Source organism: Actinomadura graeca, assembly GCF_019175365.1.
GTDB classification, from domain to species: domain Bacteria; phylum Actinomycetota; class Actinomycetes; order Streptosporangiales; family Streptosporangiaceae; genus Spirillospora; species Spirillospora graeca.
Map to the genome: position 1 here is coordinate 8,544,932 of NZ_CP059572.1, position 14,205 is coordinate 8,559,136.

Annotated in this window: 10 protein-coding genes, 1 tRNA gene and 1 riboswitch; of the genes, 8 read left to right on the forward strand and 3 right to left on the reverse strand. The window is 72.6% G+C overall.

Annotated elements, in window-relative coordinates:
• Positions 1–434: 434 nt before the first annotated feature.
• The 3 genes from AGRA3207_RS37980 to AGRA3207_RS37990 are packed head-to-tail and all read left to right on the forward strand — an operon-like array spanning position 435 to position 3,234.
• Complete coding sequence (locus AGRA3207_RS37980) at positions 435–1,811, forward strand: replication initiator (RefSeq protein ID WP_231332199.1); 1,377 nt, start codon at positions 435–437, stop codon at positions 1,809–1,811.
• Entirely contained in the window at positions 1,808–2,068 is a 261-nt protein-coding gene (locus AGRA3207_RS37985; RefSeq protein WP_231332200.1) for a helix-turn-helix domain-containing protein, read from the forward strand. The genes AGRA3207_RS37980 and AGRA3207_RS37985 overlap by 4 nt, the downstream gene beginning before the upstream one ends.
• Positions 2,069–2,085: 17 nt before the next feature.
• The gene (locus AGRA3207_RS37990; protein ID WP_231332201.1) at positions 2,086–3,234 is read left to right on the forward strand and encodes a tyrosine-type recombinase/integrase; all 1,149 of its coding nucleotides are present in this window, start codon (positions 2,086–2,088) and stop codon (positions 3,232–3,234) included.
• A 121-nt stretch (positions 3,235–3,355) separates the two neighbouring features.
• Here AGRA3207_RS37990 and AGRA3207_RS37995 read toward each other — a convergent pair.
• Positions 3,356–3,429, reverse strand: a tRNA-Pro gene (locus tag AGRA3207_RS37995).
• Positions 3,430–3,647: 218 nt separating this feature from the next.
• Between AGRA3207_RS37995 and AGRA3207_RS38000 the strand changes: the two genes are divergently transcribed.
• Positions 3,648–4,409 (forward strand): hypothetical protein, encoded by a 762-nt coding sequence (locus AGRA3207_RS38000; protein ID WP_231332202.1) that lies wholly within the window; start codon positions 3,648–3,650, stop codon positions 4,407–4,409.
• On the opposite strand, the gene AGRA3207_RS38005 is transcribed toward AGRA3207_RS38000, so the two are convergent.
• The gene (locus tag AGRA3207_RS38005; RefSeq protein WP_231332203.1) at positions 4,388–4,855 is read right to left on the reverse strand and encodes a GNAT family N-acetyltransferase; all 468 of its coding nucleotides are present in this window, start codon (positions 4,853–4,855) and stop codon (positions 4,388–4,390) included. The two genes, AGRA3207_RS38000 and AGRA3207_RS38005, sit on opposite strands and share 22 nt — an antisense overlap.
• 5 nt (positions 4,856–4,860) lie before the next feature.
• Positions 4,861–6,189, reverse strand: coding sequence for a pyridoxal phosphate-dependent decarboxylase family protein (locus AGRA3207_RS38010; RefSeq protein ID WP_231332204.1), 1,329 nt, complete (start codon positions 6,187–6,189; stop codon positions 4,861–4,863).
• A gap of 251 nt (positions 6,190–6,440) precedes the next feature.
• Here AGRA3207_RS38010 and AGRA3207_RS38015 point away from each other — a divergent pair, with 251 nt between their 5' ends.
• The 4 genes from AGRA3207_RS38015 to AGRA3207_RS38030 all read left to right on the forward strand — a co-directional run bounded on the left by AGRA3207_RS38015 (position 6,441) and on the right by AGRA3207_RS38030 (position 14,189).
• A complete protein-coding gene (locus AGRA3207_RS38015) occupies positions 6,441–8,378 on the forward strand; it encodes a SpoIIE family protein phosphatase (protein WP_231332205.1) in 1,938 nt (645 codons plus the stop codon).
• Positions 8,379–8,866: 488 nt separating this feature from the next.
• A riboswitch (cyclic di-AMP (ydaO/yuaA leader) is annotated at positions 8,867–9,022 on the forward strand.
• 11 nt (positions 9,023–9,033) lie between these two features.
• On the forward strand, positions 9,034–9,777 hold the full coding sequence (locus AGRA3207_RS38020) for a CHAP domain-containing protein (RefSeq protein ID WP_231332206.1): 744 nt from the start codon (positions 9,034–9,036) through the stop codon (positions 9,775–9,777).
• A gap of 238 nt (positions 9,778–10,015) precedes the next feature.
• Entirely contained in the window at positions 10,016–12,934 is a 2,919-nt protein-coding gene (locus tag AGRA3207_RS38025; protein WP_231332207.1) for a bifunctional glycosyltransferase/CDP-glycerol:glycerophosphate glycerophosphotransferase, read from the forward strand.
• A complete protein-coding gene (locus AGRA3207_RS38030) occupies positions 12,918–14,189 on the forward strand; it encodes a glycosyltransferase (protein ID WP_231332208.1) in 1,272 nt (423 codons plus the stop codon). The genes AGRA3207_RS38025 and AGRA3207_RS38030 overlap by 17 nt, the downstream gene beginning before the upstream one ends.
• Positions 14,190–14,205: the final 16 nt, after the last annotated feature.

A 14,205-nucleotide genomic window follows, 5' to 3' on the forward strand; every position in this document is an offset into this window, starting at 1 on the left:
CCCTGCTCCGACTGCGACGGCTTCGGTCAGGCCTGCACCCGTACCGGCACCGTTCAGTGCCCGGTCTGTAACGGCACCGGCCAGACCGGCTGACCATGGCCACCCACGACGACGCCGAAGCGGCCGAGTTCATCCGCCGCTGGAACGAGGCGGTCTATGCCCGCCGCGACGCCAAGAACAAGTCCGCTCGCAAGCGGTGACCGATGGGGAAGGTGATCACCATCTGTTACGGCTGCGCCGGAGCGCGCGTCGATAGCGGCCGTGCCTGCCTCCGCTGCGGCGGGACCGGCATCGACCCCAATCCCTGACCACGACCGACGACCCTCCGGGCGGGACGGCCCGACGCCTGCCAGCACTGGCCGTCCCGCCCGCTCTCCTGCACTCACCCGCAACCGCTGGGAGGTCCCATACCTATGTCCACCCCACCTATCCCGTTGTCCGACATCATCGGGCCGGTACTGCGAGACCTGACGCGCCGGTCCGGGACCGATCTGCAACGTTGGATCGATCAGGTCAACGCACTTCGCGGCTGCGCCGAACCCGTTCGCCTGTCTGGTGAGTCGATGACCCTGAACGCGACCACGGGCGAAGTGCTCTCGTCCTACACCACGCAAGGTGAACCACACGGACAACTCATGGTGCGCTGCAAGAACCGGCGCGCGTCCCGCTGCCCATCGTGCGCGGAGGAGTACCGCGCCGACACCTATCACCTGATCAAAGCCGGGTTGTGCGGCGGGGACAAAGGGGTTCCCGTCTCAGTGGGATCACATCCCCGTGTGCTCGCGACCCTGACCGCGCCAACCTTCGGGGCCGTGCATCGCGGCCCGGACAAGGCCGGGAGGGTCCGGGTCTGTCACCCACGCCGCAACGGTCCCGCATGCTGGCGACGTCACGGCTCCGACGACGAGCTGATCGGACAGCCTCTCCAACCCGACGCCTACGACTACGCGGGCCACGTGGTATGGAACGCGCATGCCGGGGAGCTGTGGCGACGCTTCACTACCTACCTGCGGCGGCACTTGGCTGCTGCGGCTGGCATGACACAGCGGGCCTTCAATCAGTCAGTCAAGGTCTCCTTCGCCAAAGTCGCCGAATATCAGGCGCGCGGCCTTGTCCATTTCCACGCTGTCATCCGGTTGGACGGGCGCGCCGATGGCCCGGACGCCTGGCCCGCTCCGCCGTGCTGGGCGACGCCCGGCCTCCTCGATGCGGCCATCGGCTCGGCTGCGGCTGCTGTACGCCTGGACGTCGAGGTACCGAGCCTGGGCCGTGCCTTCCGGCTCGGCTTCGGTGAACAGGTCGATGTCCAGTCCATCGCGGCGTTCGGGGACGGCTGTGAGATCAGTGATCAGGCCGTTGCCGGGTACGTCGCCAAGTACGCCACCAAAGCTGCCGAGAGCACGGGCACACTGGACCGGCGCGTCAACGGAGACGACCTTGCCGGGCTCGCTGAACGTGGCGTTACGCGGCACGCGGCCCGGCTCATTCGTACGTGCTGGCATCTGGGCGACATTGCCGCCCATCCCGAACTTGCCGATGCCAAGCTCCGCAAGTGGGCGCACATGCTGGGCTTTCGCGGTCATTTCACCACCAAGTCGCGCGGCTACTCCACCACGCTCGGCACGCTTCGCGGCGTCCGCGCGGAGTACACCCGTCGTCGTCTGGGCCGCCCTGATCCGACCGACGAAACGATCCTCGTAGTGGCGCACTGGCGCTACCTCGGGCAGGGATATACCGCTGCTGAACGGCAGCTCGTCGAGACGGTGACAGGGCCATCGCCCGGCCAGGGCGAGCGGAGACCTTCGCCATGAACGCTCACCCCAATCTCCTGCCATCAGACGAGGTGCTCGATGGCGGGCCGGTGTTGTCGGAGGTCTGGTACACCACGGAGCAGCTCGCGGTGCTCTTGGCCGTGGATCCCTCGACTCTGCGCCGGTGGCGGACTGGGCGACCGTTGCAGGGGCCTCCGTTCGTCCGGCTGAGCGGGGCCGTCACGCGCTACAACGCGGCCGACGTCCGCCGCTGGATGCTGCGCCATCGGATCGACCCGGACGAGGGCGCCCTGTGACACCTGAGCGTCTTCCGGTGGGCCTGTCGTTGTCGGCTGATGTCGAGTACCGCAACGATCGTCTCAAGCCCTACCGGGCACGGGTCCGCTGGGTTGATCCGGTGGACAAGCGGCGCCGCTCGATCTCCGAAGCTGCCCCTGATGAGGACGCGGCGCAGAAGTGGATCGATGAGGTGATGGCGGCTGCGGCGGCGGGCGTGGATCCGGCGACCTTCACGATGTCGCTCGCCGAGTACGGCGGGTGCGTGATGCCGCTGGCCATGCGGGGACTGGAGGCCAAGACCCTGGATCCCTACCTTGCCGGATGGCGGCTGCGGGTGGTCCCCTCGCTGGGTCATCTGCCTGTGCGGCGGATCACCAACGGTGTCGTGGATCGGACCGTGTTCGGCTGGATTGATGAGGGGCACGGCCGGTCAACGGTGAAGAACAGTCTGGCTGCGCTGGTGCGGGTGATGGAACAGGCCGTCCGTGATGGGCTGATCGGCCGTAACCCGGCCCGGATCACTGGCTGGCAGCGTCAGTACCGGCAGGCGTTCGATGAGCTGGACGATCCGCGCGCGCTGGCGTTGCCGGACTGGGCAGCGCTGGTCAAGCTCGCCGATGCGCTCGTGGCTCGTTCCGCCGGCCGATTTGCGGGCTGGGGTGAGGCGGTCGTCTTCGCCGCGTGCACGGCCGCGCGGATCGGTGAGGTGTCGGGTGTGCGGGTCCGCGACATCGACCCGGGCGCCTGGGTGTGGACGGTCTGCCGTCAGACCACGCCGAGTCCCGGCGGCCTGGTGGACAAGGCCACCAAGGGGCGGTGCGCTCGTCGGGTGCCGCTGATCGAAGAGGTGCGTCCGCTGGTGGCCCGGCGGCTGGACAAGCTTCAAGGCCGACCTGATGCCCGGCTGTTCACGGGGCCGCGCGGCGGTCGTCTGACCACTGCGGTTCTGCGGGATGCCACGCATTGGGATGAGGTGGTGACCACACTCGGCTTTGAGAGCCTGCGGCGCCATGACCTGCGGCACACCGGTCTGACCTGGATGGCAGACGCGGGCGTCCCGGTGCATGTGCTGCGGCTGATCGCGGGGCACGGCTCGCTGACGACGACGCAGCGGTACCTGCACCCGGACTTGGATGCGATTGTCGGGGCCGGTGCGGCGCTGAGCGTGCATCTCGCTAAATGATCGTGGTCCCCAAGTGGTCCCCGGCAAAGATCCGCACCGCCCGGTCAGGCGAAAGGTGCGTGTCAATGCGAAAGCCCTGCGACCTCGGCAAACGCCGTGATCGGCAGGGCTTTTCGTGCTGTCGGGACGGCGGGATTTGAACCCACGACCCCTTGACCCCCAGTCAAGTGCGCTGCCAAACTGCGCTACGTCCCGGTGCCCGCCGGAGCAGGCGTGATTACTGTAGCGCAGTCTGCGTGCGAGTGCGTACCGGGTTGAGGGCGGTCTGGTAGGCATGCCTCGTGGTGACTTTGGTGGCGCGGGCCGGGGCGGCTCTGGTGCTCGGGGCTCTGGTGTGCGGGTGCGGGGCGGACGAGCCGTCCGGGGCCAGTAGTCCGGTGGCGACGCCTTCCGCTGCCGGTGGGAGTCCGCGGGTGACGAGCCGGGCGCCGGTGCCTCGGGTGCGGGTGCCCGTGGGGGTGCGTGCCGCCTACATGGTGTACGACCGGAAGGCGGGGCGGGTCGTCCTGCAGCGTGGGGCGCGGTGGACGTTCCGGTCGGCTTCGGTGGTGAAGGTCCTGCTGGCGCTGGATTACATGCGGGAGCATGAGGTGTCGGCGGCCGATCGGGTCCTGCTGGGGTCGATGCTGCGGTCCAGTGATGACAAGGCGGCGACCGAGTTCTGGCGGCGGGGAGGGCAGGCGGAGGTCATCGGGCGGATGGCGCCGCGGCTGGGGCTGACGGAGACGGCGCCGCCGCCGCGGGACAAGCCCGGGTTCTGGGGGTACACCGCGCTCAGCGCGGAGGACGTCGTGCGGACGTACCGGTATCTGCTGGAGAAGGCGCCCAAGGAGCACCGGGAGTTCGTGGTCGCGCAGCTGCGGAGGTCCACGCCGTGCGGGAAGGACGGGTTCGACCAGACGTTCGGGATCCCGAGGGCGGTGGAGCGGCCGTGGGCCGTGAAGCAGGGGTGGTCGGGGTTCGGGGACGTCCCGGCGGTGCCGTGCAACGGGAACATGCGGCCCGCATCGGCGCCGGGGCTGGGGATCGGGAGGCCGGTGCTGCACACGACCGGGATCGTGGGGGACAGGATCGTGGTCGTGCTGACGCTGCAGCCGGCGGGTTCGTCGTTCCAGGCGGCGTCGGCGCGGGTGACGTCGCTGACGCGGCAGGTCTACCGGGCTTCGGTGCGGTAGGGGCGCAGGCCGCGCTTCTGGTAGTTCGGCAGGGCGTGGGGGTGGTCGAGGGTCGAGGTGTGCAGCCAGACCCTGCGGGCGCCGGGGGTCAGGGTCCACGCCTTGCGGATCGTGAGGGTGAGGGCGTGGCCGCCGATCCCGCGGCCGATCCATTCGGGGAGCAGGCCGAACGAGGTGATCTCGACGTCGTCGCCCTCGACCGCGTAGCGGGCCAGGCCGGCGGGCTCGGTGGTGGTGAGGGCCCAGGAGTGGTGGGGGCGGGAGAGGTGCTCGGCCCACTGCTCGTCGGTCCAGGTGCTGCTGGGCCACTGGTGCGGGGTGCCGACGCGGAGGCTGAGGTCGCGGACGAGGGACGGTCCCGCCGGTTCCATGGTGACGGGCGCGGGGCGCGCGGGGACCAGGTCGTCCGGGCTGGTCATCTCCAGGTACGTGATCGTTTCGCGCATGGGGCTCACTGTAGGAGCGCGCGGTGGGCGCGTTCCACATCGTCGTCCGACGTGCGCCAGTTGCTGAACGCGGCGCGGAGGCCGGGGGAGCCCCAGAGGGTGGTGGGGGTGACGAACACCTCGGGGGAGGCCCTCCTGATGATCTCGTCGGGGGAGCGGGTCTCGTGGGCGAAGCAGACCACGTTGAGGCGGACGGGGGCCAGCAGGCGCCAGCCGGGAGTGGTCTCCAGAAGGGCGCCGAGGCGGTGCGCCTGGGCGATGTTGCGTTCGACGACGGCGCGGTGGCCGTCGCGTCCGTAGGCGCGGAGGGTGAACCAGGCGGGGAGGGCGCGGAAACGGCGGGAGTTCTCGGGTGTCAGGTCGGCGGGGACGTCACCCGGCGCGCCGAGGTAGGGCGCGTCGTTCCGGAAGACGCGGAGCTGGAGGTCGCGGCGGCGGGTGAACTGGACGGCGGAGTCGTAGGGGACGTTCAGCCATTTGTGGAGGTCCACGCAGACGGAGTCGGCCTGGTCGAGGGCGGCGACGAGGCCGGCGTGGGCGGGGGAGAGGGCGGCGAACGCGCCGAACGCGGCGTCCACGTGGAGCCAGAAGGGGTGGCGGTCGCGCAGGGCCGAGATCGCGCCGAGGTCGTCGAAGTCGACGGTGTTCACGGTTCCGGCGTTGGCGACGACGATGGCGGGACGGCCGTCCAGCGCGGTGAGGGCCTCGTCGAGGGCGGTGACGTCGGCGGCCTCGCGTCCCGGCAGGGCCGGGACGGTCCTGAGCCTCTTCCGGCCGATGCCCAGGAGGGAGAGGGCCTTGTGGACGCTGGCGTGCGGCGCCGCGGAGAACACGGTGATCTCGCCGAGGGCGCCGACGCCGTCGTCCGCCACGGAGATCCCCGCGCGTTCGCCCAGCCATTCGCGGGCGATGGCGAGCCCGGTGGCGTTCGACATGGTCGCGCCGGAGACGAGCATGCCGGTGTGGGACGGCAGGCCGAGGATCTCGGCGAGCCAGCCAGTGGTCTCGTCTTCGAGGGCGGGGGCCGAGGAGTCGAGCCGGGACGTCGGGTTCTGGTCGAGGACGCCGGTCAGCCAGTCCCCGGCGAGGGCCGCGGGGGTGACGCCGCCGGTGACGAAACCGAGGTAGCGGGGGCCGGCGCTGCCGGAGAGGCCCGGTTCCCAGCGTTCGGTGAACTCCGCGAGCGCGCCGTCCAGGCCGGTCGGGGCGGGGAGCGGTCTGCGCGGGGGCGGCGGGCGGTCCACGACGGCGGCTGGACGGTCCTCCAGGCCGGCCAGGAGGGCGGCGGCGTGGTGCGAGAGCAGGCCGGGCAGCCGGTCCAGGTCGTCGTGCATGGGCCCACGCTAGGCACCGGTTCCGGGCCGTGTCGCGATCCAATCCAGGGAAGTGGTCCGGTGGTGTGACGCAGATCACTCCGTGGGGCTGGGATGTTTCGGGGAATGGTCACCTGAACCGGTCGTCTTCGGGCTGAAAGGAAAACCAGGGTAAAGATAGGGCCTGCTTACGTGAGGGGTGCGAATACCCCTTCCTCCGCGTATGTAGCTTTTCACTCCCGGGGCCATGTCATGCCGAATGGGGGGACTGGGTGGCGGAAGCCGAGGGCACGCCGGTTGCTCCGGCGGCGGGAACGCCCGCGCCGGCGGGTGCGCACGCCGCCGTGCCGGACCTGGAGGACCTGCGGGGGGCCGCGCACGACCGCGCCGTCCTGTCCGAGGCCCGGGTCGTGCTGGCGCGGCGGCTGGGCGTCCCGCCGGGGGAGGCCCTGCAGCACCTCATCTGGCTGGCGCGCGATCTCGACCTCGAGCTGGCCGAGGCGGCGGGGCTCGTGGTCGGCGTCCGCGACGAGGACGCCGGGGCCGGGCCGATCGGGGCGATCATGGCGGGCCGGGGGGCGCCCCGCGCCGAGGACGCCGGGGCGCGGCAGGCCGTGGTGTCGAAGGCCGAGGACGTGCTGCGCCGCGTCCGGGCCGAGGACACCGCGGGGGACGCGGAGATCATCGCGGGCCTGCCCGAGGACCCGGTGGCCAGGGCCGTGCTGGACGGGACGCTGGACGGCGCGGCGCACCTGGTCCCGGTCCGCGGCCGGGACGGGGAGGTCGTGGACTTCCTGTACGCCGAGCTCAACGAGGTCGCGCGCGACCTGTTCGGCCGGGGCGCGGAGGAGCTGGCGGGGCTGCGGCTGGTGCAGACCGACCCCGGGACGGTCCTGAGCGGCCTGTTCGACGCCTATGTGGAGGTGCTGGAGACCGGGGCGCGGCTGGAGCGCGGGTCGATGACGCACTCCACCGCCCAGGGAGGGCTCTCGCGGACGTCCCGGATGAGCGTGCGCTGCGTGGCGGTGCCCACCGGCGTGTGCGTGACCTGGCGCTACCACCGGGAGGAGGACCGGCAGGCGCGGCGGCTGGAGCGGGTCGAGCGGCTCGCCCTGCTCGGCTTCGGCGAGTGGGACCTCGCGACCGGCGAGGCGGACTGGACGCCGCAGATGCTCGCCAACTACGGGCTGCTCCCCGACGAGGTGCCGCCGATGCCGCACGACCTGCCGAAGGTCGTGGCGGACGACGACCTGCCGCTGGTGGAGGAGGCGGTCCAGACGCTGTTCTCGCGCCGGGAGCCGGTGGAGGCCGAGCACCGCGTCACCGGCCAGGACGGCACGGCCCGGCACCTGTGGGTGTTCGCCGAGCCGGTGCTGGACGCCTCCGGGCTGCCGGTGTCGATCAACATCGTCTCGCAGGACATCACCCGGCGGCGTGGGGTGGAGCGGGCGCTGGCCGAGACCCGCCGTCAGATGCTGGAGCAGCGGGCGAAGACGGCGCAGGAGCGGCGGGTGGCGGTGACGCTGCGGCGTGCCATCCTGCCGGACGAGCACGAGCTGGAGGACCTGCCGGGCCTGCGGGTCGCCCTGCGCAGCCTGGCCGCCGAGAGCACCGCCCGCATCGGCGGGGACTGGTTCGCGACCCGCGCGATGCTGGACGGGCGGGCGCTGTTCGCGATCGGGGACGCCGCCGGGCACGGGCTGCCGGCGGCCGCGGCGATGGCCCGCACCCGCAACGGCCTGCTCGGGCTCGCCTCCACCGGGCAGCCGCCCGGGAAGCTGGTGGGCTGGCTGAACGAGCTGGTCGGCCATATCCAGCCGCCCGCGACGGGAACCGCGGTCGTCGCCCGCTTCGAGCCCCGGCGCCGCGTCCTGGAGTGGACGTGCGCGGGCCATCCGCCGCCGATCCTGGTGCGGGACGGGCGGGCGGCGCCGATGGAGGTGGCGCCGGACCCGATGCTCGGCGCGGTCCCGGGATGGGAGTACGCCACGGTCAAGACCCGGCTGAAGTCGGGCGACCTGGTCTTCCTCTACACCGACGGCCTGGTGGAGCGCAGGGACGCCGACCTGGACGAGCGGATCGGGCGGCTCACGAAGATCCTGCAGGAGTGCTCCTCGGGCCCCGACCTGGTCCTGAACGAGGTGCTCGCGCGGATGGAACACGACCGGGCGGCCGACGACACGACGCTCTTCGCGATCAGCGTGGAGTGAGGCAGGTCACAGCCCTGCCCGGCCGGTGACCCCGCGTGATGCAGGACACGCCGACGCACGGGCGGCCGGCCGATGCCGGGAGCCCGCCACGCGCCGGACTTTCTTTACCCGGCCGTTGCGCAGCCTCGTCAAGGTAAAATCCGAGACCCGCGCTGTGCGGGGAAAACCCGGTGCCATAAGGGCTTTCGCCTGGTCGGACGTCCCTTCCGCGCCGACCTGCGGAAAGATCGGGAAGACCCTGCCGGGTGGCGGCGTTGGGAGTCTCTTGGAAGGCTCTTGAGCAGGCAAGACAGTGCTTTGTGCCTGGTTTGCTTTTCTTGGGATGGTTGGTACCTTCTACCCAATCACCAACGCGTTCCATGCGTTGTGTCCGGTCGCGCCGAGCGCGGCCGCAGGTCGCGGAGCGATGACGCACGCGACGCGCGCCAGGACGATGCGCGCCAGTCAAGATCAGTCGCAGAGATACATCCGACAACGGCATCGCACGGCGCGATGCCAGGCCGAGTCCGTGCCGGTCGTCACGACCGGACGGAGCCGGGGACCCAGGTTCCAGGGGTGAATCGGGGCGCTCTCAGAGCGCGCCGTAGGGCTGCTTCCATGCCCGAATCCGTCAGCTAACCCGGTAGGCGCCATGGAAGACAAGGAGATTCCCCGCATGACCGGTCGTTTCAATCGACTGTCCCTGACCAGCCTCAGCCCCGAGGACCGGGCCGTCGGCGTCGCCGTCGGCGCCGTGCTCGCCGGCGCCGTCGGGCTGGCGGTGTTCAACCCCCTCTCCGGTGACCGCGCGACCGCCGAGACCCCGGCCCGCGCCGCGGCCGCCGCGCACGTTTCGGGCAAGTCCGCGAAGGCCGCCGGCCTCTCGGCCGCCGAGGCCCGCCGGGAGGGCTTCAAGGTGGCCCCCCACCGCGTCAAGCCGTCCGAAGTGATCAAGATGGCGGAGTCGCAGGTCGGCATCCGCGAGGGCAAGAACGGTCGGACCAAGTACCACAAGTGGTACATGTCGACCCCGCACGCGGCCGAGACCGCCCGGCGCGACGGCGGCGCCGTCGCCGACTACGACGGCGCCCAGTGGTGCAACATGTTCGTCTCCTGGGTCGGCGCGCAGGTCGGCGCCAAGGACATGGGCTGGGACGCCTACACCGTCCAGCACGCCACCTGGTTCAAGAAGGAGGACCGCTGGGGCACCAAGGCCCGGCCCGGCGCGGTCGTGTTCTTCGACTGGAAGGACGGCCGTTCCGGCGGGATCGGCGGCATCCAGCACGTCGGCCTCGTCGTCAAGGACAACGGCGACGGCACGATCGACACCGTCGAGGGCAACACCGGCAACGCCGTCAAGCGGAAGGTCCGCAAGACCTCCCAGGTCGTCGGCTACGGCTACCCCGACTACCGGGGCTGACCCGCTCCCGCCGCAGGGCGCCCCTCCCCCGAGGCGCCCGCGTCCCCCACGGAAGGCGCCCGGTCCCCCGCCGGGCGCCTTCCGGCTGTCCGCCCCGAGCCTCCAGGTGTTTCCTCCATGTCGGGTAATGCCAATCAATGAGGCCCTTTGACTGATCTTGGACGTCTGCGCGGCGTTCCGGGAAACACACTCTCTGACGTATCCGCCCGGTTACGGGGGAGTCGGGGAGGGGAGGGCCATGCGGGCGCGCCCGGAGGCCAGCGTGGTGGTGATCGCCTACAACGACGAGCGGCGGCTGCCCCGCGCGGTCGCCTCGGTGCTGGCGCAGTCGCTGGGCGGCGTCGAGACGGTGATCGTCGACGACGCGAGCACCGACGGGACCGCGCGGGCGGCCGACCGGCTGGCCGCCGCGCACCCGGGACGGGTCCGCGCCGTCCACCTGCCGTCCAACTCGGGGGGCTGCGGCCGTCCCCGCAACACCGGGATCGAGCGGTCGAGCGGCCGCTACGTGATGTTCCTCGACAGCGACGACCTGCTGGACCGGCACGCCTGCCTCAACCTCGTCTCGGCCGCGGAGGAGACCGGCGCCGACCTGGTCTCGGGCCTGTGCGAGCGGATCTTCCTGGACGTGCCCGAGGGGCGGAAGGACCGCGTCCGCCCCTGGTATCCGTGGCTCTACAGGCATAGCGCGGTGCACCGGTCGCTGAGCGAGCGGCCCAACCTCCTCTACGACACGCTGTCGACCAACAAGGCGTACCGCCGGGCCTTCCTGGAGGACAACGGGCTGCGGTTCGCCGAGCGGCTCCACTACGAGGACCTGCTGTTCACGGCGGAGGCGTACCTCGCGGCGGGGCGGACGGCGCTGATCCCCCACCGGGTCTACCACTGGCTGGTCAAGGAGCGGGAGGTCCCGCCGTCGATCTCCAGCCGGCGGGCCGAGGTCGCCAATTTCGCCGACCGGCTGGAGGTCCACCGGCGCATCGACATGCTGTTCGCGCTGCGCGGCGCCCACGATCTGAGACGGGCGAAGGACGTCAAGTTCGTCAACCACGACCTGGTCCTCTGCCTGCGCGAGCTGCGCGGCCGCGACCCCGGCCACCGGGCCCGGCTCCTGGACTCGGCCGCCCGCTACCTCGCGGAGCTGGATCCGAGGGCCTTCGAGACGGCCCACCCGATGGCGGCCATCGCCGCGTACCTGACCCGCGAGGGCGACCACGCCGGGGCGCTGGCGGCGGCCGAGTACGGCCGGGCCGCACGTCCTGAGCTGCGCGTCCATCTGGAGGAGCAGCGGGACGGGCGGGTCCTCTGGGGCGGCGCCCCGTCCCCGGACGGCGCCGCGCCCTCGCACGGGGTGGCCGCCTGGACGGCAAGGGCGGCGGGCCGCCGGATCCTGGACGTGACCGACTTCGGCTTCCACGAGCGGCCCCTCCGGGAACTGCGCCCGGCGAACACGGTCACGGGACTGGAGATGCGCGGCGACAAGGCGCACATGTCCGGCTACGTGCTCAACCCGTTGGAGCGGATACGTCCGGACTCCCGCCTCGCGGCCACGCTGGAGTTCCGCGACCGGCGCCGTCCGTCGCGCCGTCGGCGGACCCGGGCCCGGATCGAGCACCGCGGAGGGCGGCTGGACTGGCGGGCCGACTTCGACCCGCGCCGCGTCCACCCGGTCGGCTTCGTCGATCCCGTCTGGGACGTCCTGCTCCGAGTGCGGGTGGACGGCGAGGAGCTGGTCACCCGGCCCGGCGACGGCGCGGGATCACCTCCGCTCGACGGGGTCGCCCTTCCGGTACGGCCCCGGCTGACGCGGCTCGCGGCCGGCCGTCTCCGCTCGTACGTCACCGGGGGCGGCCACCTGGCCTTCACCCTCGACCCGGGCGGCGCTCCGGCCCGGCTTGCCGGGGCGGCCGTGCACCGGGCCGCGACGACGCGCGCCGCGCGGCGGGCCTGGCGCGAGGTCCGGCGGCTGAAGTCGTCGGCACGCGGGCTGCTGACGTCCCGCGCGACCAAGACGGCCGTGTTCAACCGGGTGCTGAGCCGGTTGCCCGTCCGCGCCGGGCTCGTGGTCTTCGAGAGCCACCTCGGCGCCCGGTACGCCGGCAACCCCAAGTACATCTACCGGGAGCTGCGCCGCTCGGGCCGGCCCGTCCGGGCGGTGTGGTCGTACGCGGCGTCCGCGAAGGGGTTCCCGCAGGACGCGACCCTGGTCAGGCGGGGATCCTGGGCCTACCACCTGGCGCTCGCGCGGGCCCGGTTCTGGGTCGACGACCAGGGATATCCGGACGGCCTCCGCAAACGGCCGGAGACCACCTACATCCAGACCTGGCACGGCTCGGCGTACAAGCCGATGGGGACGGACAAGCCGAGCGTGAAGAGCGGCCCGAGGTCCGAGCGGGCCCGGCTGCGGCGCATGGCAGAGCGGTTCGACTGCTTCCTCGTGCGGTCCGGGCACGACGCCGGCACCCTGGCCAGGGGCCTCGGCGTCCGCGCCGAGCTGCTCGCGTCCGGCTACCCGCGCAACGACCCGCTCGTCACCGGCGTGGACGGCGATCCGGAGCTGGCCGCCGAGATCGCCGCGCTCCGCGGCTCGCTCGGCCTCGGCGACGGCCGCCGCGCCGTGCTGTACGCGCCGACGTTCCGCACCGGCCCCGGCGGGCGCCCGGTCCGCCGGCTGGATCCCCCCGTCGACCCCGCGGTGTTCGCCCGCGAGCTGGGCGGCGAGCTGGTACTGCTCGTCCGGCCCCACTATCTGTGCGAGGCCGCGCTCCCGCCCTCCGCGCACGACGTGATGCGCGACGCCGGCGCCGTCCCCGACGTGACACCGCTGCTGCTGCTCGCGGACGCGCTGGTCACCGACCACTCCTCGATCATGTTCGACTTCGCGCTGCTCGACCGGCCGATCATCCTGCACCTCCCGGACGAGGACGGCCTCGACACCGGCTACTTCGACCTGCGGCGGCACGCCCCCGGCCCGATCACGCGCACCGAGGACGAGCTCGTCGCCGCGCTCGCCGGCCTGCGCTCACCGGGCGACGCCCACGCGGCCCGCCGCCGGGCGTTCGCGCTGCGGTTCGGCGAGCACGACCGCGGGACCGCCGCCCGCACGGTCGTGGAACGCTACTTCGGCGAAGGGAGCGGCCGTGGCCGGACCTCGTGACGTCTTCATCGTCTGCAACAACGCCGACGACATGGGCGGCCTCCAGCGGTGGGCGCACCACATGGCCCGGCTACTGGCCGGGCGGGGCGACCGCGTCACCCTCGTCGGCATCACCCGCGGGGAGACGCCCTACCACCACCACCGGGACGGCTCCTACGCGGTGGAGGTGCTGCACGGGCGGTGGCGTCCGCCCGTCCTGCCGTGGCGCCCCACCGGCCTGTGGCAGCGCCTGGACGTGGCGGCGCGCGGCCGCGACCTGTGGCGGCGCGCGGCCCAGCGGCGCGGCGCCGCGCGCCTGACCGAGCTGTTCGCCGCCGCGCGGCCGGGCGCGGTGGTGATCGTCGCGCAGGTGTGGGCGATGGAGTGGGTCCGGCTGGCGGACGTCCGGGGTCCGCGCGTCATCGGCATGAGCCACGAGTCGTACGCGGCGTCCCGCAGGTCGTCGCGGTACCGGCGGGTCAGGGAGCACTTCGCCGGGGCGGACCGGCTGCTGGTCCTGACCGCCGAGGACGCCGACGCCTGGGCGCGCGACGGCATGACCAACGTCGACCACATCCCGAACGCCCTGCCCGTCGAGCCCGCCGTCCACCCGACGCTCGACCTCCCGGTCGTCGCCTGCGTGGGGCGCCTGTCGTACGAGAAGGGCGTCGACCTGCTGCTGGAGGCGTGGGAGCGGGCGGTCGCCGGCCGGGCGGGCTGGCGGCTGCACGTCTACGGCGACGGCCCGGAGCGGGAGGCGTTGCGGGCACGGGCCGAGGCCGCGGGGGTGGCGGGATCGGTGGAGTTCCGGGGGGTGATCGCCGACGTCGAGGAGGCGCTGGTCGAGGCGTCGGTCTTCGCGCTGCCGTCCCGGGACGAGGGCCTGCCCATGTCGGTGATGGAGGCGATGGCCTACGGGCTGCCCTCGGTCGCGTTCGACTGCGCGCCCGGGGTCCGCTCCCTGATCGGGGACGAGGAGGGCGGGCTGCTGGTCCGGCGCGGCGACACGGCCGCGTTCGCCGCCGCGCTCGGCCGGCTGATGGACGACCCGGACCTGCGGCGGGCGCTCGGCGGCGCGGCGCTCGCGTCCGTCCAGCGGTTCCGGCCGGACGCGGTGCTCGCCCGGTGGGACCGGCTCTTCGGCCTTCTCCACGGAGAACCCCCGCGTGAGCGCGAGGAGGCGGTCCCCGCGCGGCGGCCCGGCGCCCGGGACGGCGCCCTGGGCCGTATCCCGGTGCGGGGCGCCGAGCCCGCGCTCGGTGGCGACCCGTCCTGACGACCGTCCGCCGAGG

Coding starts and splice junctions, on each gene's coding strand:
- AGRA3207_RS37985 (WP_231332200.1), top strand. CDS start 1,808: ATGAACGCTCACCCCAATCTCCTGCCATCAGACGAGGTGCTCGATGGC.
- AGRA3207_RS38005 (WP_231332203.1), bottom strand. CDS start 4,855: ATGCGCGAAACGATCACGTACCTGGAGATGACCAGCCCGGACGACCTG.
- AGRA3207_RS38010 (WP_231332204.1), bottom strand. CDS start 6,189: ATGCACGACGACCTGGACCGGCTGCCCGGCCTGCTCTCGCACCACGCC.
- AGRA3207_RS38020 (WP_231332206.1), top strand. CDS start 9,034: ATGACCGGTCGTTTCAATCGACTGTCCCTGACCAGCCTCAGCCCCGAG.
- AGRA3207_RS38025 (WP_231332207.1), top strand. CDS start 10,016: ATGCGGGCGCGCCCGGAGGCCAGCGTGGTGGTGATCGCCTACAACGAC.